Origin of the sequence: Roseovarius sp. S88 (genome assembly GCF_037023735.1) — a bacterium.
GTDB lineage: Bacteria > Pseudomonadota > Alphaproteobacteria > Rhodobacterales > Rhodobacteraceae > Roseovarius > Roseovarius phycicola.
The window spans coordinates 313,100-332,786 of record NZ_CP146069.1 but is presented as its reverse complement, the minus strand read 5'-3'; the positions used below and the strand labels follow the sequence as shown (position 1 = coordinate 332,786).

General features: G+C 56.7%; 19 protein-coding genes. 15 read left to right on the top strand and 4 right to left on the bottom strand.

Going from position 1 to position 19,687, the window contains the following annotated elements; translation table 11 throughout:
• Nucleotides 1-50: 50 nt before the first annotated feature.
• Complete coding sequence (locus RZ517_RS01615; protein WP_338549754.1) at nt 51-209, bottom strand: hypothetical protein; 159 nt, start codon at nt 207-209, stop codon at nt 51-53.
• A gap of 224 nt (nt 210-433) precedes the next feature.
• On the opposite strand from RZ517_RS01615, the gene mbfA reads away from it, so the two are divergent.
• The 9 genes from mbfA to RZ517_RS01570 are packed head-to-tail and all read left to right on the top strand — an operon-like array spanning nt 434 to nt 8,680.
• The gene (gene mbfA / locus RZ517_RS01610) at nt 434-1,411 is read left to right on the top strand and encodes an iron exporter MbfA (RefSeq protein WP_338549753.1); all 978 of its coding nucleotides are present in this window, start codon (nt 434-436) and stop codon (nt 1,409-1,411) included.
• 47 nt (nt 1,412-1,458) lie between these two features.
• Complete coding sequence (locus tag RZ517_RS01605; RefSeq protein ID WP_317056315.1) at nt 1,459-2,391, top strand: AEC family transporter; 933 nt, start codon at nt 1,459-1,461, stop codon at nt 2,389-2,391.
• Nucleotides 2,392-2,401: 10 nt separating this feature from the next.
• Complete coding sequence (locus RZ517_RS01600) at nt 2,402-3,112, top strand: nitroreductase family protein (protein WP_338549752.1); 711 nt, start codon at nt 2,402-2,404, stop codon at nt 3,110-3,112.
• A 1-nt stretch (nt 3,113) separates the two neighbouring features.
• Nucleotides 3,114-3,947, top strand: coding sequence for an S-formylglutathione hydrolase (gene fghA / locus RZ517_RS01595; protein ID WP_338549751.1), 834 nt, complete (start codon nt 3,114-3,116; stop codon nt 3,945-3,947).
• Nucleotides 3,948-3,950: 3 nt separating this feature from the next.
• Complete coding sequence (gene sthA, locus RZ517_RS01590; protein WP_338549750.1) at nt 3,951-5,381, top strand: Si-specific NAD(P)(+) transhydrogenase; 1,431 nt, start codon at nt 3,951-3,953, stop codon at nt 5,379-5,381.
• Nucleotides 5,382-5,384: 3 nt separating this feature from the next.
• Nucleotides 5,385-5,837: a YaiI/YqxD family protein gene (locus tag RZ517_RS01585; RefSeq protein WP_338549749.1), complete on the top strand. Its 453-nt coding sequence runs from the start codon at nt 5,385-5,387 to the stop codon at nt 5,835-5,837.
• Entirely contained in the window at nt 5,834-6,787 is a 954-nt protein-coding gene (locus RZ517_RS01580) for a DMT family transporter (protein WP_338549748.1), read from the top strand. The genes RZ517_RS01585 and RZ517_RS01580 overlap by 4 nt, the downstream gene beginning before the upstream one ends.
• 58 nt (nt 6,788-6,845) lie before the next feature.
• Entirely contained in the window at nt 6,846-7,763 is a 918-nt protein-coding gene (locus RZ517_RS01575) for an ornithine cyclodeaminase family protein (RefSeq protein ID WP_338549747.1), read from the top strand.
• Entirely contained in the window at nt 7,760-8,680 is a 921-nt protein-coding gene (locus tag RZ517_RS01570; protein ID WP_338549746.1) for an alpha/beta fold hydrolase, read from the top strand. The genes RZ517_RS01575 and RZ517_RS01570 overlap by 4 nt, the downstream gene beginning before the upstream one ends.
• A gap of 3 nt (nt 8,681-8,683) precedes the next feature.
• Here the strand turns inward: RZ517_RS01570 and RZ517_RS01565 are convergent, their stop codons facing one another.
• Nucleotides 8,684-9,925 carry an MFS transporter gene (locus tag RZ517_RS01565; RefSeq protein ID WP_338549745.1) on the bottom strand — a complete coding sequence of 414 codons (1,242 nt, stop codon included), beginning with the start codon at nt 9,923-9,925 and terminating at the stop codon, nt 8,684-8,686.
• Nucleotides 9,926-10,055: 130 nt separating this feature from the next.
• Here RZ517_RS01565 and zapE point away from each other — a divergent pair, with 130 nt between their 5' ends.
• Entirely contained in the window at nt 10,056-11,117 is a 1,062-nt protein-coding gene (gene zapE, locus RZ517_RS01560) for a cell division protein ZapE (RefSeq protein ID WP_338551208.1), read from the top strand.
• The gene (locus RZ517_RS01555) at nt 11,114-12,760 is read left to right on the top strand and encodes a choline dehydrogenase (RefSeq protein ID WP_338549744.1); all 1,647 of its coding nucleotides are present in this window, start codon (nt 11,114-11,116) and stop codon (nt 12,758-12,760) included. Before zapE ends, RZ517_RS01555 begins: the two co-directional genes overlap by 4 nt.
• On the opposite strand, the gene RZ517_RS01550 is transcribed toward RZ517_RS01555, so the two are convergent.
• Together RZ517_RS01550 and RZ517_RS01545 are read right to left on the bottom strand one after the other, a co-directional pair.
• Nucleotides 12,761-13,480 carry a type 1 glutamine amidotransferase gene (locus tag RZ517_RS01550; protein WP_338549743.1) on the bottom strand — a complete coding sequence of 240 codons (720 nt, stop codon included), beginning with the start codon at nt 13,478-13,480 and terminating at the stop codon, nt 12,761-12,763. It lies immediately after the preceding gene.
• A 94-nt stretch (nt 13,481-13,574) separates the two neighbouring features.
• Nucleotides 13,575-14,534, bottom strand: a complete 960-nt coding sequence (locus RZ517_RS01545) for a GlxA family transcriptional regulator (RefSeq protein WP_338549742.1) — start codon at nt 14,532-14,534, stop codon at nt 13,575-13,577.
• 84 nt (nt 14,535-14,618) lie between these two features.
• Here RZ517_RS01545 and RZ517_RS01540 point away from each other — a divergent pair, with 84 nt between their 5' ends.
• The 4 genes from RZ517_RS01540 to RZ517_RS01525 are packed head-to-tail and all read left to right on the top strand — an operon-like array spanning nt 14,619 to nt 19,677.
• Nucleotides 14,619-15,869, top strand: coding sequence for a sarcosine oxidase subunit beta family protein (locus tag RZ517_RS01540; protein ID WP_317056328.1), 1,251 nt, complete (start codon nt 14,619-14,621; stop codon nt 15,867-15,869).
• A 13-nt stretch (nt 15,870-15,882) separates the two neighbouring features.
• Nucleotides 15,883-16,170, top strand: coding sequence for a sarcosine oxidase subunit delta (locus RZ517_RS01535; RefSeq protein ID WP_338549741.1), 288 nt, complete (start codon nt 15,883-15,885; stop codon nt 16,168-16,170).
• On the top strand, nt 16,167-19,115 hold the full coding sequence (locus tag RZ517_RS01530) for a sarcosine oxidase subunit alpha family protein (RefSeq protein ID WP_338549740.1): 2,949 nt from the start codon (nt 16,167-16,169) through the stop codon (nt 19,113-19,115). Before RZ517_RS01535 ends, RZ517_RS01530 begins: the two co-directional genes overlap by 4 nt.
• A complete protein-coding gene (locus tag RZ517_RS01525; RefSeq protein WP_338549739.1) occupies nt 19,108-19,677 on the top strand; it encodes a sarcosine oxidase subunit gamma in 570 nt (189 codons plus the stop codon). Before RZ517_RS01530 ends, RZ517_RS01525 begins: the two co-directional genes overlap by 8 nt.
• Nucleotides 19,678-19,687: the final 10 nt, after the last annotated feature.

The following is a 19,687-nucleotide window of genomic DNA, read 5'->3' as shown; positions in this document are numbered from 1 at the left end:
CCAGTGAAAAATGGCCGCGCCTCAGCACGACCATTTCACGCATTGTTAAGCTATTTATCGATACCATCCAGGTCCTTCGTCACAGGTTCCGGTGGCTCTTCGGGGAATGTAAGAGGCGGGGTGATAGACGTGGTTGAGAAGCTGAACGCAGGCCCCGTTGCTGTAACAAGAACCAGAGTGAGAGTGAGCGCTGAAAGTAGAGGTTTCATGATCGCCTTCCTTTTCTGAACTGGTTAGTTCATTTTTCAAGGTAGAGATCACAGGCGCTCACGCAAGATCAAAAGTGAACTATTTGGTTTACTTTTCTAAATACCTGCTATGCAAAATTGCATGGTGACTTTTGTCACGCATCCAAACCAAAAAGATAATGACTTGGGGTTGCTCTCATAATTTTCTGAGGTAGTTTAGAATTATTCTAAACTGAGGAAAAAATATGATACCTGGTGTTGCCTCGCGCCGTCGGTTTTCCGACCTGACCGAACAAGAAGTCCTCGCTTTGGCGATTTCATCCGAAGAAGACGACGCGCGCATTTATCGCTCATACGCCGAAATGCTGCGTGACGACTTCCCGGACACGGCCAAGGTCTTTGACGGCATGGCCAAAGAAGAGGACACGCATCGACAGAGGCTGATTGACCTGCATGTTGATCGTTTCGGCGATGTGATCCCGCTGATCCGGCGCGAACATGTGGCGGGTTACTATGCGCGGCGACCAGTGTGGCTGGTGGAAAATCTCGGTTTGGAGCGCATTCGCGAAGAAGCCGAAGCGATGGAGCGTGACGCAGAGCGGTTTTATCTCAAAGCCGCCCAAAACACTCAGGATGCCGCGACGCGCAGGCTCTTGGGTGATCTCGCTGCGGCCGAAGCCGGCCACCAAAACCGGGCCGGTGAGTTGGAGAAAGAACACCTCGACGCAGAGTCGCGAGACAATGAAGACAGCACAGCCAAGCGCCAATTCATCCTGACATGGGTGCAACCGGGGCTAGCGGGGCTGATGGACGGCTCAGTCTCAACCCTGGCGCCGATCTTTGCCACGGCCTTTGCGACACAGGACACATGGACCACATTCCTCGTTGGCCTGGCCGCCTCCGTCGGCGCAGGCATTTCCATGGGTTTCACCGAAGCGGCCAGCGATGATGGCGAACTCTCTGGACGCGGCAGTCCGATCAAGCGTGGCTTTGCGTCGGGCATCATGACCACCATTGGCGGGCTGGGTCACGCCTTGCCCTATCTTATCCCGGACTTCTGGACGGCGACGATTATCGCGATCATCGTGGTGTTTATTGAACTTTGGGCCATCGCCTGGATTCAGAACAAATTCATGGAAACGCCTTTCTTTCGAGCGGCCTTTCAGGTGGTTCTTGGTGGCGCATTGGTGTTCGCGGCGGGGGTTCTGATCGGCAGCGGCTAGCGCGTTATCGTCATTGACGCGCCCCGCCCACATGATACGACCAAATCATGCTCGCCATTTTCATCCAGACCCTTCCCTTTTTCCTGTTGATCGGGCTGGGATATGGCGCAGGCCGCACCAAATTCTTCAGCGAAGAGGCGACGGCCTATCTGACGAAGTTTGTCTTTTACTTCGCCCTCTCTGCCATGCTGTTCAAGTTTTCTGCGAACTTGTCGATATCAGAGATCTTCGACTGGCGGTTTGTCATGGCCTATTTCTGGGGCACGGCCTTTGTCTATGGCATCGTAACACTGGTCGCGTTGATGCGCCGCCTGCCCGCAGAAGAAGCGGCGTTTGAGGCGCAATGCGGTGTGATTGGAAACGTTGGGTTCCTAGGCGTGCCCATGCTTACTCTGCTGATGGGACCAGAGGCGATTGGTCCGGTCATGCTGGTCCTTGCGGTCGACTTGATCTTTTTCGGATCGTTAATCGTCATCATAATCACCGGATCACGCGACGGGCGGATGAGCCTTGGCATCCTGCGATCCGTTGGGATCGGTCTGTTGAAAAACCCGATGATTGTATCAATTGTCCTGGGCCTGACCTGGTCGGCACTAAGCATTCCAATCCCAACAGTGATGAACGACTTCCTGTCGCTACTTGGAGGAGCCGCCACACCCGGCGCGCTTTTTGCCATCGGGGCATCCTTGGCGACAAAATCTGCCGAACGGCCCATCGTTGCCGGCTGGCTTTCCGTCAACAAACTGGTGCTTCACCCGGCCTTCGTCGCATTCTCCGCGCTCATCCTGTTCCCGGTTGAGCCCTACGCCGCCGCGGTCATGATTGCCACCGCATCGCTGCCAGTGGCGGGCAATGTCTACATCCTCGCACAGCACTATGGCGTTGCTCCGCAACGCGTGTCGGCATCGATCCTGATCTCAACGGCTGTTGCTGTTGTGACGGTTTCGCTCGTGATCGGCTGGGCCAACGGGCTTTACTAGTCTGCGTCAGATGACAAGCGAAACATCATATCGTCCGCTTCCCCTGGCCGACAGGCGTGACCTGACAGATGCCGAGGGTCTCGTCGATGTGAGACAATACCTCGACCTGATGCGCACACGGCACAGCATTCGCGACTATTCGAACCGGCCTGTGCCTCAAGAGATCATCACCACCGCAATTGCCGCTGCTGGCACGGCACCGTCAGGGGCCAATCAACAACCGTGGTTTTTCGCGGCAATCTCGGACCCTGAGTTGAAGGCGCAGATACGCGAAGCCGCGGAAGCAGAGGAAGAGAAGTTCTATTCGGGGCGCGCCGGAGACGCATGGCTTGCAGCGTTGGAGCCAATTGGCACGGGCGTGGAAAAACCACATTTGACCCAAGCGCCCTGGCTTATCGTGATTTTTGCCCAACGTTACGGCGTGGCACCGGATGGGACGCGGCAAAAGCACTATTATGTGCCGGAAAGCGTGGGCATTGCCACGGGCATTCTGATTACGGCCTTGCATGCAGCCGGGCTTTACTGCCTGACACATACGCCCAACCCGATGGGATTCCTCAATCAGACGCTGGATCGGCCCGAGCATGAAAAACCGGTAATGATTTTGGCGGTTGGACACGCGACTGAGGATGCTACGGTGCCCGCGGCGGCAAATATCAAAAAGCCGCTGGAAGAGATCATGGCGCTTTATCAAGCCCAGACCAGTGAGAAGGACACATAGAATGGAAACAGTTTCGGAAAACGCCTGTTTTGGCGGCGTTCAGGGGGTTTATTCACACAGTTCAAAATCCTGCGCCTGTGACATGACCTTTGGCTTGTTCCTTCCTGAAGAGGCGCAATCCGGTCCGGTGCCGGTGCTGTGGTATCTCTCTGGTCTGACCTGCACGCATGAGAATGCGATGGTGAAGGCCGGGGCGCAACAATGGGCGGCGGAACAGGGCATTGCACTGATCTTTCCTGACACTTCGCCTCGCGGAGAAGGGGTGGCAGATGACGACGCCTATGATCTCGGGCAAGGCGCAGGATTTTATGTGAATGCCACGCAACAGCCCTGGGCGCCGCATTTCCAGATGTGGGACTATGTGGCCGAGGAATTGCCGGCGCTGGTGTTCAAGGAGTTCTCACTGGAGCCAGAGCTACAAGCCATAACAGGACATTCTATGGGCGGCCACGGCGCTTTGACATTGGCTATGGGTCTGCCTGGACGATTTAAGTCGGTGTCGGCGTTTTCACCAATCTCAAACCCCACCAAAGGCGATTGGGGGCGCAAGCAGCTAAGCGCCTATTTAGGTGAAGATGAAAGCAAATGGGCCGCACATGACGCGACATTGATGATGCAAGAGCATGGCTTTGCCGGCCCAGTTCTGACCGACACGGGCACCAAGGACCAATTTGTCGACCTGCTTATGCCCGACAGCCTCGCCCAGGCCTGCGCCGCACGGCGGCAGGTGTCGACGCTCAGGATGCAGCCGGGATATGATCACAGCTACTTCTTTGTTTCGACCTTCATGGAAGACCACGTCGCCTTCCACGCCGAAGCGCTCTATGGCGGGTGAACGATGAGCCACTACGATCTCATTATCATCGGCTCTGGTCCCGCAGGTCGTGCAGCCGCCATTCAGGCGGGTAAGCTGAAACGACGTGTGCTTGTCATTGATCGCAAGGATCGCCTGGGCGGAGTGTCAGTACACACCGGGACGATCCCATCCAAGACCCTGCGTGAAACGGTTCTGAACCTGTCCGGCTGGCGCGAACGGAGCTTTTACGGGCGTTCCTATCGGGTGAAAGACGACATTGAAGCGCAGGACCTCAAGGTGCGGCTTCACAAAACGCTCGACTACGAAGTTGACCTGCTGGAGCATCAGTTCAACCGAAACCATGTCGATACGTTGCATGGGCTGGCCAGTTTTGTCGGGCCCAACGAGATCGAAGTGGCCACTGAGGCCGGGGAAGTAACACGGCTTTCGGCAGATCGGTTTTTGATTGCCACGGGCACCAAGACCTATCGGCCCGACGATGTGCCTTTCAACAAACGCACAATCGTTGATAGCGATGAGTTTCTGGAACTGGCGCGAATCCCACGAAGCCTGATTGTGGTGGGTGCCGGTGTCATTGGCGTTGAATACGCGACGATGTTCTCGACGCTGGATGTGCGCGTGACACTTATCGAGCCGCGCGAAACGTTCCTCGATTTCATCGACAACACGCTCATTCAGGACTTTACGCATCAAATCCGGGAAAACGGTGTCGATTTACGGCTTGGCTCGGCTATTCAAACGATTGAGGATGCTGGCGAACATGTCGAAGTGACGTTAGAAAACGGGCGGCATGTGCGTGCAGAGATGTTGCTGTTTGCAGCAGGGCGCATGGGGGCGACCGAGAAACTCAATCTCAAGGTGACAGGGCTTGAAACCGATCATCGCGGACGGCTTGAAGTAGATCGCAAGACATATCAGACGACCGTGCCGCACATCTATGCGGCAGGCGATGTAATCGGGCGGCCCTCGCTTGCGTCAACCTCTTTGCAACAGGGTCGAATTGCAGCCTGTCATGCGCTCGACACACCAACGTTGCCGGAATCGCCATGGTTCCCTTATGGCATCTATTCGGTGCCGGAAATCTCGACCTGTGGCATGTCAGAAGAGGAAATGTGTGAACGCGGGATCCCTTATGAGGTCGGTGTGGCGCGGTTTCGGGAAACGTCACGGGGCCATATAATGGGGCTTGAGCATGGGATGCTGAAGATGTTGTTCTCGCTCAAAACGCGCAGGGTACTCGGCGTACAGATCGTCGGCGAAGGCGCGACGGAGCTGATCCATATCGCGCAAGCGGTGCTGAACCTCAAAGGCACAGTGGATTACTTTGTGCAGAACACCTTCAACTATCCGACCCTTGCCGAGGCCTACAAGATTGCTGGGTTGGACGCGTTCAACAGGATGCCAATTCCAGAAGAGTTCAAGGTCAAACGCTCTGACTCTTCGAGCGCGTAAGTCATGGCGCTCTATGTTGATGCTGATGCCTGCCCTGTGAAAGCAGAGATTGAGCGTGTTGGCACACGGCACAAGGCACAGATGTATTTCGTCTCGAACGGCGGGTTGCGCATGTCGCAAAACCCTTTGGTCGAGATGGTGATCGTCCCCGAAGGTCCGGACGTGGCCGATATGTGGATTGCCGAGCGTGCCGCTGCTGGAGATGTGGTTGTGACTGGGGACATCCCGCTTGCCGCCAAGTGCATTGAGGCCGGTGCCTTGGTACTCAAGCACAATGGCGAGATGCTGACCGAGAAAAACGTCGGAAATGTACTGGCCACGCGGGACTTGATGAGCGACCTGCGCTCGGCGGATCCATTTCGACAAGGCGGCGGCAAAAGCTTTGGCAAGGCAGATCGGTCCCGGTTTCTGGATGCTCTGGAACGGGCCATGCGCATGGCGGGTTCACGGACATGACCACCACGCGCACCAACCTTGTTGGCGCGCTTTGTGCTCTGGTTGCCGTGATTTGCTTTTCGCTAAACGATGTCGGGATCAAGTTCTTGTCGGGCGACTATGCCCTGCACCAGATTGTTTTCTACCGAACACTGGTAGCGCTGACGACATTCGCGATCTTTTTCCTGCCAATTTATGGAATCAGAGTTCTGCGCACACGCCGCCCCGGTGCGCATCTGCTCCGCGGGCTTTGTGTGGTCGCCGCCAATACCTGTCTTTTCCTGGGTCTGGCCGCGATGCCCATTGCCGATGCGATTGCAGTCTTCTTCGTGTCACCGCTGGTCATCACCATATTTTCGATCCTGTTTTTGAAAGAGGCCGTCGGGCCCCGTCGCTGGAGCGCCATTGCAGTTGGTTTTCTTGGCGTTCTCATCATCGTGAAACCCGGCACATCCGCGTTTCAGATCGCCGCGCTTTTGCCCATGGCCGCCGCTGTACTTTACGCCGTGATCCATATCGTGGCTCGAAGAGTTGGCGGAACCGAGTCCGCGGCAACCATGGCGGTCTACATTCAAATTACCTTTTTCGTTGCGTGCAGCTTGATTGGTTTGGGACTTGGCGATGGAAAATTCGCAGATCAGGATCACCCGTCTCTGGCCTTTCTTTTCCGGGCCTGGGGGCCGATTGACCCCGGCGATTGGTGGATCCTTGTGATGCTTGGCGTGAGTGGCCTTTTGGGCGGCTTTTTCATCAGCCAGGCCTACCGCATTTCAGAGGCGGCTTTTGCGGCACCATTTGAATATGTCTCGATGCCGATGGCCATCTTCTGGGGCGTGTCAGTGTTCGGGACATGGCCCGACAAGACGGCCTGGATCGGGATCATATTGATCCTCAGCTCCGGGCTTTACATGGTGTGGCGCGAATCCAGAGCGCCGGTCAGCGACCCCAAAAAGCCGCGGATCGCACGCTGAAGGTTTGACCGCGTATGGTGATCCACGCATGTTGGAGGAAATCAAACGGGGCCGTGTCATGACTATCTCTATCATTCCATTTGCAGAAGGTGAGGCGCGGCTTGACTGGATCGCCTTGTGTGGCGCCTTCGAGGCAGGCCACCGCTTACCCAAGGCCGAGATCGGTGACACGTTCCTCTACCGTGATCCTGACACATTGCTGAGCCGAGCGGCGTGGATTGACGGGATGGGCTTGGCCGTTAAGTCAGCAACAGTATTCCCAAAGAACCCTCAGGCAGGCAATCCGATGATCAATGGATCAGTCAGCGTGTTTTCAGACGCGAATGGCGCGCTTGAAGCGGTGATTGATTTTCATTTGGTCACCAAATGGAAGACCGCAGGCGACAGCCTTTACGCCGCGCGCAAACTGGCGCGACCTGATAGCCGGAAAATTCTGATTGTTGGGGCCGGGACGGTTGGGCGATCGCTATTTCAGGCCTATAGTGCCGGGTTTCCAGAGGCTGAGTTCTTGCTTTGGAACCGTACTCAGAGAAATGCCGAAGCGATGCAATTGGACTGCCCCGGTATAAAGATCATGGCTGATCTGGAAGAGGCCGTGAAGCAGGCGGACATTGTGACATCCGCCACCATGTCCACCGAACCCCTGCTAAAGGGTGCCTGGTTTCAACCCGGACAGCATATTGATGTCATCGGGGCCTATCGCCCCGATATGCGCGAAGTGGACGACGAGGCGCTTTTACGCTCAAGAGTTTTTGTCGACAGCTACGACACAACTGTGGGCCATATCGGAGAAATCAAGATTCCGCTGGAGGCTGGAACGATCACGCGAGATCATCTGGTCGCAGACTATTATGAGCCAGAAAGATATCGGCGTGAGAGTGAGGGCGACATCACTCTTTTTAAGAACGGCGGCGGTGCGCATCTCGATTTGATGACAAGCCGTTACATTCTCGATGTCTGGCGTGCGGCCTCATGATCTGGTGGGTTTTGATTGGGCTCGTGGCGCTTGTTGTTTTCGGACCGTTTATGCTCGACCTGACACGCCCCGGAATGAACAGGGCGGCGCAGGCATCTGCGCCGGGGGCGTTTGCGGACCTGCCGAAAGGCCGGGTGCACTATCAATGGCTGGGTGCCGATGAGGGGCCGGTTGCCGTCTGTGTGCATGGACTGAGCACGCCGTCCTTTGTGTGGGGGCCTGTGGCTGAACATCTGGGGGGCCTGGGGTTTCGGGTGTTGGTTTTTGATCTCTATGGGCGAGGGTATTCTGATCGCCCACGCGGTGAGCAGGATGGCGCGTTTTTCAATGCACAACTCAACGCGCTTTTGGAACACCAAGGTGTAGAGGACGACATCACGTTGCTGGGGTACTCCATGGGCGGTGCGATTGTCGCGCGCTATGCAGCAGAGCATCCAGACAGGCTGCGGCAACTTTGCCTAATCGCGCCTGCAGGCCTGGGGCACGACCTGGGTTCCATCGCCGATCTTATTACCAAATACGAGTGGTTCGGTCGTTGGGTGACCTATGCGTTTTTTTCCAAAGTCCTCAGACAAGGGATCGAGTCCGAGCGGAGCACACCTGCGGCCATTCCGGATATCTATGACATGCAAACCGCCGAAACCCGCCGCCGTGGATTTGCTCACGCCATGTGGTCATCGCTGCGCGGTGTTCTGGATGAGGATCTGGAACCGGCGCATCGCGCCATTGCCAAGGCGGGTATCCCTGTCCTGGCGATCTGGGGACGCGAGGACGATGTGATCCCTATCTCCGGGCTGGGTAAGCTGGCTGAATGGAACCGGGCTGCGCGTCATGAAGTCATCGAAGGTGCGGGGCACTCGCTCACATACACATGCGTCGAGGATGTCGGAAAAGCATTGGACTTGCTGAAGCGCTGAGCCTCAGGCCGGCTGAGGTGTTTGCAAGGCGCGTTCCCGGATGGGGAGATGTACAATGGCCGAAAAAGCCCCGACGCCGACACCAATCCACCAAACAAGATTGTAATCCCCAAAAACGTCATACATGCGCCCGCCGAGCCAAATGCCAAGAAAGCTTCCAAGCTGATGGCTAAAGAACACAATCCCGTAGAGCGTGCCCATGTAGCGCAGCCCGTAGATATGCGCGATCAACCCGCTGGTCAGCGGCACAGTGGCCAGCCAAAGGGATCCCATGCCAATGGAAAACAGGACGACGGACGTCGGTGTCACGGGCAGCAAAATGAACACCGCAGCGATCAAGGTTCTGCCGGTATAAATCCCGGCCAGAAGGTATTTTTTAGAGTAACTCTTGCCCAACCATCCTGCCAGAAGCGTGCCGCCGATATTGGCCGCGCCAATAAGCGCAATCGCCATCGCGCCCAGCGCGGATGTTGTTGTCACACCCATGCCGTGCAAGAGGCTGCCCGGCTCGATAGGGCCGCAAACCTCGGTGACGAAGGCTGGGAAATGCGCGGTGATGAACCCAAGCTGATAGCCGCAGGAGAAGAAGCCCAGGAATATGAGTGTATAGCTGGGATCGCGAAAAGCGCGGCCCAGCATCTGGCTCAGGGATTCTTCGAGAGCCGCGGGACCAGCGTCACTTGGCGCACGCAACATCGGCAGCAATAGCAGAACCCCCAGAATTGCTACCGCAAAGAGGACGAAAACGCTTTGCCAGGGCATGACCGCCAAGAGCGCCTCTGCGATAGGAGGGCCGACAATCTGTCCGCCGGATCCGGCAGCAGCGGCAATGGCCAGGCTCATCGAGCGGTTCTCGTCGCTGCTGGCACGACCCACAATGGCCAGAATCACACCAAACCCGGTTCCTGCCACTCCGAAGCCAACAAGAACCTCATAGAATTGATGCGCCTCTGGCGTGACCGCAAAGGACGACAGCACAAGGCCTGCGGCATAGAGGAGTGTGCCGATGATGATGGCCTTTCGGTCGCCAATCTTTTCAGCAATCGCGCCAAAGATCGGCTGACCAATGCCCCACGCGAGGTTCTGTATAGCGATGGCCAAACTGAATTCAGCACGAAGCCAACCGAACTCTTCGGCGATGGGAATTTGAAACACACCAAAGGAAGAGCGGATTGCGAAGGACACCAGAAGGATCAGGCCGCCTGCAATCAGAACCGGGGTAAAGAGGGGTGTCGACTTCTGCATCAAGGCCTCCGGACACGCAGTCTGAATGGAGCGGGAACGCCCGTCAATTCAGCTTTTGTGCCGGGTACAATTCCGATTGCTGATCCTGTTCCTCCTTTTCTCTGTCGATTGGCTTCGTTATCCAACTTTTATGGAAACGCTGATCGAGCGATATGAACGGCTTGTCTCTGAGGGGGTTCTGACCCGCGATGACGCGCAAGAGGCGGTGATACCGCAATTTGAGCGTATCCGGGAGGAGCTTGCAAAACCGGTCAAGAAGGGGCTTTTCCGAAAAAAGACCGAGGCCCCTATGGGACTTTATCTCTGGGGTGGCGTTGGGCGTGGCAAATCCATGTTGATGGACATGTTCGTTGAGACGCTAACCGTGCCGAACCGGCGTGTGCATTTTCACGCCTTCATGCAAGAGATTCATGCCGGGCTTCACAAGGCGCGTGAAGAGGGGGCCGAGGACGCGCTTCTTCCGGTGGCGAAATCAGTTTCGGACAACCTGCGCTGTCTCGCCTTTGACGAGATGCAGATCACCGACATTACCGATGCCATGATCGTGGGACGTCTTTTTGAGGCGCTTTTTGAAGCTGGCGTTGCGGTTGTGACAACCTCGAACCGGGTGCCCGACGACTTGTACAAAGATGGGCTGAACCGTCAGCTCTTTTTGCCATTCATTGACTTGTTGAAAGAGCGCATGATCGTGCATGAAATGGTCAGCCCAACAGATTATAGGCAGGGGCGTCTGGCCGGAACACCCAGCTACTTCACGCCTATCAATCCCGAGGCACGCGCGGCCATTCAATCCGTTTGGGATGATCTGACAGACGGTAAGGGTGCGCCTTTGACACTTGTCGTCAATAAACGAGACGTCGAAATCCCCGCCTTTCACAACGGTGTGGCGCGCGCTTCGTTCTATGATCTGTGCGGACGGCCCTTGGGTGCCGCGGATTATCTTGCACTGGCACAGGCGGCGCGGGTTTTGGTGTTGGAAGACGTACCACTTTTGGGGCGTTCGAACTACAACGAAGCAAAGCGTTTCGTGACATTGATCGACGCGCTTTATGAGGCCAAGGTGCGCATTGTGTGTTCCGCGGCGGCCACGCCTGAGTTTCTCTATATCGAAGGCGAAGGTACATTTGAGTTCGAACGCACGGCAAGCCGCCTGAGAGAGATGCAATCCGATGGCTGGGGCGACGACGCATGAGCCAGATCGCATCTCAGTATGACTATATCATCATCGGTGCCGGGTCAGCCGGATGTACATTAGCCAACAAACTGGGGGCCGACTCATCCAAAAGCATCCTGATCCTTGAAGCAGGCCCAATGGACCGTGATCTTATGATCCACATGCCAGCCGGTGTTTACAAGGCCTGGCGTGATCCAAAGCTGAACTGGAATTACAATACATCCCCTGAACAGTCGTGTTTTGATCGTGAGATTTTCATGCCGCGCGGCAAGGTCGTTGGTGGGTCCTCTTCGATCAACTCCATGGTCTACATGCGCGGTCATCCTCTGGACTACGAAGCATGGGCAGATGAGTTTGGCCTGTCGGACTGGCGCTACGAAAACTGTCTTCCTTATTTTCGTGCAGGCGAAACCTATGCCGGTGGCGGTGACACCTATCGTGGGGATAGCGGACCTTTGGGGACAATGCCGGGCAGCTACGACAATCCGCTGTACGACGCCTTTATTGAGGCGGGTGTGCAAGCTGGCCAAGGGCAGTCTGATGATCTGAATGGCCACAATCCGGAAGGCGTTGCGCGACTGGACGCAACTAAGCGCAACGGGCGGCGGTGCTCTGCGGCGGTGGCGCATCTTCGCCCGGCATTGCAGAGGGGAAACGTCACGCTCCTGACACGTGCGATGGTGCAGCGCATTCGGGTCAGCGGCAATCGCGCAACCGGAGTAGAGGTCTCTCAGGGCAAGGAAACTTTCTCCGTGGTCGCTGGTCGCGAAATCATTCTTTCAGGCGGCGCTATCAATTCACCTCAGCTGCTGATGCTCTCTGGCATTGGACCTGCGGACCACCTTAAAGAGATCGGCCTTGAAGTGGCGCATGACTTGCCTGGCGTCGGTCGCAACTTGCAAGACCACGCGAGTGTTATCCTGCAGTTTGAGTGTCTGAAATCTTATCCTATCCACCGCGTGGACCGGCCCTGGAACAAACTCCGCGCTGGGGTCCGATGGGTGTTTGCACGCGACGGGGTTGCTGCATCCAACATATGGGAAGCGGGCGGATTGATCCGCGGGAATAGAGACGTTCGCTATCCCAATTTGCAATATCACTTCGGCCCTGTGGGTTTTGAGTACAAAGGCAACAAGATCACATTGATGCAGGCTTTTGCCTGTCATGTGGATCAGCTCAGACCTCGCAGTGTTGGGCATCTTCGGCTGGTTTCACCTGACCCGAACACACATCCACTTCTGCAATTCAACTATCTCTCCGACGCACATGACGTGCGCGAGTTGGTTGAGGGCGTGCACCGGGCGCGAGAGCTTTTTTCGCAACGTGCGTTTGATGGGCTCAGAGACACAGAAATTGACCCCGGACCGGATGTCAAAAGCGATGCCGAGATCGCCGAATGGGTACGCGCGAATGTGACGACGGATTTCCATCCCTGTGGCACATGCCGCATGGGGGACGGGCCAGATGCCGTTGTGGATGATCGGTTCCGCGTGCATGGGATTGAGGGGCTACGGGTCGTGGATGCCTCTGTCATGCCCAAGGTGATCAGCGCCAATCTCAACGCGCCAACGCAGATGATCGCAGCGCGAGCGGCAGATTACATTTCGGGGACGCCGCAGTTGGAGCCGGTCAAAGCGCGCTTTTCGTTTGAGAACGCCTGATCAGGTGCGTGCTGTGGCTTGTAACCAGTTGATGTAAAGCCGCTCGGCCATGGAATTGAACGTCTCCATGCGTTCAGCACAGGCCGCTTCAAGCTCTGTCACCTTGCCCTTGCCAATCGCCTTATCGAGCGCACCAGCATATTCGGGAATGTTGTTCCAGTTGTGCACGGTATCAGCTTCGATCTCGACATGGAATTGCGTGGAAAACGCACGCGTCCCCCATTTCATCGCCTGTACTGCGCAGGCCGGTGATGTGGCCAGAACCTGTGTGCCTGCAGGGATCGCAGTGACTTCGGCCGAGTGCCATTGCAGGCATTCAAAAACTTCAGGAACACCATCGAAGAAAACACCGCTGGCTCCGGCCTCGGTGAGCTGCACCTCTAGCACACCGATTTCCGGGGTCTTGGCTGGCTCCACCTTGCCGCCCAGCGCTTCGGCCAGAAGCTGATGACCGAGGCAAAGCCCCAGATAAGGTAAGCCACGCTCCTCTACTGCATTCCGAATGAAGGCTTTTTCTTCTTTCAGCCACGGGTGCTCGTCTTCTTGCCACGTGTCCATCGGGCCGCCCATAACCCAAAGCGCATCGTAGCCATCAATAGATGGCAGAGGCTCTCCTTCATCAAGCTCTACAGCATCCCACGTGTGCCCGTCTTCTTTCAGGAAATCACGGAAAACGCCGGGGTGTTCGACGCGTTCATGTTGCAGGACAAGGATGTGCATTTAGGCCTCCGAAATTGTTGAAATGCAGCCTAAAGTATCCCCTGTGCTTGGCAAGATGCCTGGCGCAAATCAACACGGCCTGACGCGAACGCGGTCATCTGTAGCTAGAGGGTGGCTGTCCGAATTGTTCGGAGAACACGCGCGAAAAATGAGCCGAACTTGCAAAGCCTGTGGCCAAAGCAATTTCAGTCAGGCTCAATGGAGAGTTTCGCAACAGGCTTTGGGCTTTTTCCAACCTCAGTTCCCGATAATAGCGCATGGTTGAGCGGCCAAGCTTGGATTGGAAAAGCCTGTTAAGCTGGCGTGGCGACAACCCCGCGGTGTTGGCCAGCGCCGCGAGGGATACAGGCTCTGCCACGTGCGCTTCCATTGCTTCAACCGCGTCAAGGATAGCAGGCACCGTTGTGCCCACACGTTCGACAAGCCCCGCCCGCTGCGGCCCGGCAGAGGGGCGAATTTCTGTGTGCATGAACCAGTCACTGACGATCCGTGCGAATGGAACACCATGGTGCTGCGCGATCAGCGCATGCATCAGGTCCATCGGCGCGGTGCCACCGGCACAGGTCACGCGGTCGCGGTCGATCACGTAGAGTGAGCGCTCCAGCAAAAGATGCGGTGAGATTTCCGCCAGTGCGCCGGCGTGTTCCCAATGCACCGTCATGCGGCGCCCAGCCATCAGGCCAGCGCGGGCCAGGATGATCGGGCCACCTGACACGCCGCCCAGAAACGTCCCTTCACGTGCATGACGAGAGAGCCAGCGCATAACCGGCCGATTGTCATAGAGTGTCGGATCACCTCCGGCGACAACAAAGAGGTAGTCAAGTTTGGTCTCTTCCCCCAAGCGCGCTTCGGGCATCACCACACCGGCTCCAGAGCTTGGAATGGGTTTCTTATCCGTTGAAAACGTGACCATATGGTAGAGGTCTTGCCGGGCCAACAAGTTGGCAGCGCGCATCGGTTCTGTGAGAGCTGCGAAAGACATCATTGCAAAACCGGGTATGGGCAGGATGCCAATGTACCGCGTACTTTCCGATTCTGAACCAATTATGTCCATTAAAGTCACATATCCGTCTTTTCCAGAAAAGTCGAGCGCTCCGGTCTGCGCCAATCTGATTCAAACAAAGCTGGGATTCGCCGCATGCGCTACAGTGGGTTCAAAGTTCTTTGGCAGGGACTAACCGGAAACAAGGGCTGGACACGCGCCTGGCGTGAGCCAGAGCCAAAGCCGGAATATGACATCATCATCATTGGCGGCGGTGGGCACGGGCTGTCTACGGCTTACTACCTGTCGAAAGAATTCGGCATGACGAATGTGGCCGTGCTCGAAAAGGGCTGGCTTGGATCAGGCAATATCGGGCGGAACACCACGATCATCCGGTCCAACTACCTCCTGCCTGGGAACGAGCCGTTCTATGAGCTCAGTATGAAGCTCTGGGAGAACCTGGAGCAGGACACAAACTACAACTCGATGGTCTCGCAACGGTCGATCCTGAACCTCATCCATACCGATGGTCAGCGTGATGCATTCGTGCGGCGGGGCAATGCGATGTTCCTTGCGGGTGCTGATGCGGAATTGGTCGATGCCGCGCAACTGCGCGAAGAGCTTCCGTTTCTGGACTATGACAACGCACGCTTTCCGATCAAAGGCGGGCTGTTTCAGCGGCGCGGTGGCACGGCGCGGCATGATGCGGTGGCGTGGGGCTATGCGCGGGGCGCGGACAGCCGTGGTGTGGACATCATTCAGAACTGTGAAGTCACAGGTATCGACATCGAGAACGGGCGGTGCGTGGGTGTGCAAACCTCACGCGGAGCGATCCGCGCCAAGAAAGTGGCGATGTGTGTGGCCGGGTCTTCGGGGCGCGTCGCGGCTATGGCGGGCATGCGGCTACCGATTGAGAGCCATGTGCTTCAGGCCTTCGTTTCGGAAGGTCTCAAACCAACCCTGCCGGGGGTGATTACCTTCGGTGCCGGGCATTTTTATGTCAGTCAATCGGACAAGGGCGGACTTGTTTTTGGCGGCGACATTGATGGGTACAACACTTATGCCCAGCGCGGAAATCTGCCCGTGGTCGAAGACGTTTGTGAAGGCGGCATGGCCATCATGCCAATGATTGGCCGCGCCCGCTTGCTGCGGTCCTGGGGTGGGGTCATGGATATGTCGATGGATGGCTCGCCCTTTATCGACAAGACCCATATTGACGGGCTCTATTTCAATGGCGGCTGGTGCTACGGCGGGTTCAAGGCAACGCCTGCCAGCGGGTTCTGTTATGCCCATCTACTGGCTCGAGACACACCGCATCCGGTGGCCACGCAAATGCGCCTTGATCGGTTCATGACCGGTAATCTCATCGACGAAAAAGGCGTGGGCAATCAGCCCAACCTGCATTGAGGAGGGACAGGCAATGATCATCAATCACCCTCTTCTCGGGCCGCGTGACGCCGCCGAATTTGTCTACCTGGGCGATGCATCCCTGATCGACCGCCCAGACTGGCAAGCTGAGGACGCGATGGAGCAGTTCCACGCCTACGGCTATCTGCGTGACAATCCGGCAGGCGAACACAAAGAGCTTTGGTATCACGAACAGGGCGATCGCTCGTGGCTGATGGTGACGCGCAATACGTTGACGCATGAAATCACGAATGTGGAAATCGCCCGCGATGTGGCCCGTGCACGAGGACGAGACAAATGAGTCAGGCGGGGCGTATTGATGGCGGATTGATAGACCGCAACCAACAGATAAAATTCCGGTTCAACGGCAAGTGGATGCGCGGCTTTGCCGGTGATACACTGGCTTCTGCTCTGTTGGCCAATGGTCAGGTTTTAATGGGCCGGTCGTTCAAATACCACCGCCCACGCGGTGTCTTTACGGCTGGATCAGAAGAGCCCAATGCCTTGGTGCAGTTGCGCAATGGAGCGTATCAGGAACCCAACACGCGTGCCACGATGGTGGAGCTTTTTGATGGGCTAAACGCCACATCACAAAACCACCGCGGATCACTTGAATACGACCTTTTGGCAGTGAATGACTTGGTCTCGCCCTTCCTGTCGGCAGGGTTCTATTACAAAACATTCATGTGGCCCAAAGCATTCTGGGAAAAGCTTTATGAGCCAATCATCCGTTCGGCGGCCGGGCTGGGCAAGCTGTCCATGCAGGAAGACCCAGATACATATGACAAAGGGTTCTTGCATTGCGATCTTCTGGTGATCGGGGCGGGTCCGTCCGGCTTGATGGCCGCCTTGACGGCCGCTCGGTCCGGCGCGCGAGTCATTCTGGCGGATGAAGATTTCCGTCCTGGCGGCCGGCTAAATTCCGAAACGCTTGAGGTCGCAGGCATGTCCGGCGCGGATTGGGCGGCTCAAGCCGTGGCGGAGCTGAGCAATATGCCCAACGTACGCTTAATGACGCGGACCACCGTTTATGGTGCCTATGATCACGGCGTCTATGGCGCCTTGGAACGGTGTACCGATCATCTGGCCGATAGCGAAGGCAAGCCACGGCAGATCCTGTGGCGCATCTATTCCAAACGGGCCGTTCTGGCTGCGGGTGCAACTGAGCGTCCAATCGCCTTTGGCAACAATGACCGCCCGGGCATTATGCTGGCTGGTGCAGTCCGGACGTATGCAAACCGCTTCGGTGTCACGCCCGGTCAGCAGGTTGCGGTCTTTACTAACAATGACGACGGATGGCGCACGGCAGCGGATTTGCAGTCCAAAGGTGTGAACGTGCCGGTTGTGATCGACAGTCGCGACAAACCTGCGACCCTGAACCTTCCCGGCGTCAAACACATTGCCGGAGAGGCCGTAATGGACACCGTGGGCCGCAAAGGCCTGAAGTCCATCACGCTGACAAATGGCAAGGTTATTCCAGTTGATGCGCTTGCCGTGTCGGGTGGATGGAATCCAAATGTGCATCTGACCTGTCACCAACGTGGTCGCCCAACATGGCGCGACGATCTTTGCGCGTTCGTGCCTGGCGGCGAATTGCCCGTCGGCATGACGGTCGCTGGCGCGGCCAATGGATCTATGACTTTGGCAAGCGCGCTTGCAGAAGGTCATGCAGAGGCTGCTGCACAACTAAAAGACCTTGGTTTCAAAGCCAAAAAGACTGACATACCCGAGGCCGAGGATGAACCACGTGACTATGCCGCCTTCTGGCATGTGGGTGAAAGCAGGAAACGGGCCTGGGTTGATCTTCAGAACGATGTGACCGTCAAGGACATCAAGCTGGCCAATACCGAAGGGTTCCGCTCGGTCGAATTGCTGAAACGCTACACCACCATGGGTATGGCCACGGATCAGGGCAAGACCTCCAACATTGCCGGTCTTGCCATTCTCGCCGAGGAAGCGGGCAAGACGATCCCGGAAGTCGGCACGACCATCTTCCGCCCACCTTACACACCTGTCCCGATCGGCGCATTGGCTGGCCGCGCGCGCGGCAAGGATTTCCGGCCCTATCGCCTGACGCCATCGCATAAATGGGCCGAGGAAAACGGTGCAAGCTTTGTCACGGTCGGCAACTGGCTCCGGGCTGAATGGTACACGCGGGACGGTGAAAAGGGTTGGCGGGACTCTGTTGACCGTGAGGCGCGCATGACCCGCCAATCGGTGGGCATTTGTGATGTGACCACGCTGGGTAAGATCGACATTCAAGGCAAGGACGCGGGCGCGTTTTTGGACAAGGTCTACTCCAACACCTTCTCAACCTTGCCCGTTGGTAAAGTCCGCTATGGGTTGATGCTGCGCGAGGATGGCATCTGCTATGATGACGGCACCACAGCGCGCATGGGTGAGAACCACTATGTGATGACCACCACGACAGCCAACGCCGTGCTGGTGTTCCGCCGTCTGGAGTTTGCGCGGCAATGTCTCTGGCCCAACATGGACGTGCACCTCATCTCCACCACGGATGGCTGGGCGCAGTTCGCAGTTGCCGGGCCCAATTCGCGGAACCTTCTACGCAAGGTGATTGACGCAGAGCATGACATCTCGAATGAGGCGTTTCCTTTTATGGCGTGTGGCGAAATATCCGTGTGCGGCGGCATCCCGGCCCGGCTGTTCCGGATTTCGTTTTCAGGTGAACTGGCCTACGAGATCGCGGTGCCTGCACGCTATGGCAATTCCATGATGTGCGTATTGAATGAGGCCGGCGCAGAATTTGACGCGGTACCTTATGGCACCGAGGCCCTTGGCGTGATGCGGATTGAGAAAGGTCATGCGACCGCAAATGAACTCAACGGTCAGACCACGGCGCTCAATATCGGACTGGGCAAGATGGTCAGCCAGAAAAAAGAATCCATCGGCCAGGTTCTATCGCAGCGCCCTGAGATGACCCGGGACGATGCGATCAAGCTCATGGGGTTCCGCCCGGTGGATCGAACCCGCAAGCTGATTGCTGGATCTCATTTCCTGAACAAACATGATCCGGCTGATATGGACCATGATCAGGGGTGGATGACCTCTGTTGCCTATTCGCCGAACCTAGGTCATCACATTGGGCTTGGTTTCATCAAGCAAGGCGACACGCGCAAAGGCGAAATCGTGCGCGCCGTCAGCCCGGTTCATGGTGTTGAGATAGACGTTGAAATCGTCTCGGCCCATTTCGTTGATCCAGAAGGGGAGCGTCTTCGTGGCTGAGTATAAGCTGATCGCTGAACCGCCTCTTGCTGGCTATGATGAAACCTTCGGCAACGTACGCCTCGTTTCACCTGCGGATTTTGCGTTGGTCTCTATTGCGTTGCCGCTTGGCGATGAAGCCAAAGCACTCAAGGCAATTAAAACCGGATATGGAGTAGATGTGCCCGAGGTCGGTCACTCTGCGATTTCAAAAGACGGCAACGCCCGGCTGTTGCGGATGGCACAGGACCAGGCATTCGTCGTGTTCACGCATGACCAGCCCGACGCCGCGGCTATTGTTGCCAAGCGGGTCAAAGCCGCGGTGTATGTGACCGACCAGACCGATGTATGGACGGCGCTCCATCTGTCCGGCGCGTCGAGCCGGCACGCGCTGGAGCGGATTTGCCCGATTGATTTGCATGCAGATGTTTTTGCAGAAGGACATGTTGCGCGCACTGTTATGGAGCACCTGGGCGTGATGGTTGTGCGGGACGCGCAAGACAGCTTCGTCTTGCTTTCAGCAAGCTCTTCGGCAGGGTCGTTTCTTCACGCGGTAGAGACGTCAATTCGGAATGTCATGTGAGAGGCCCATC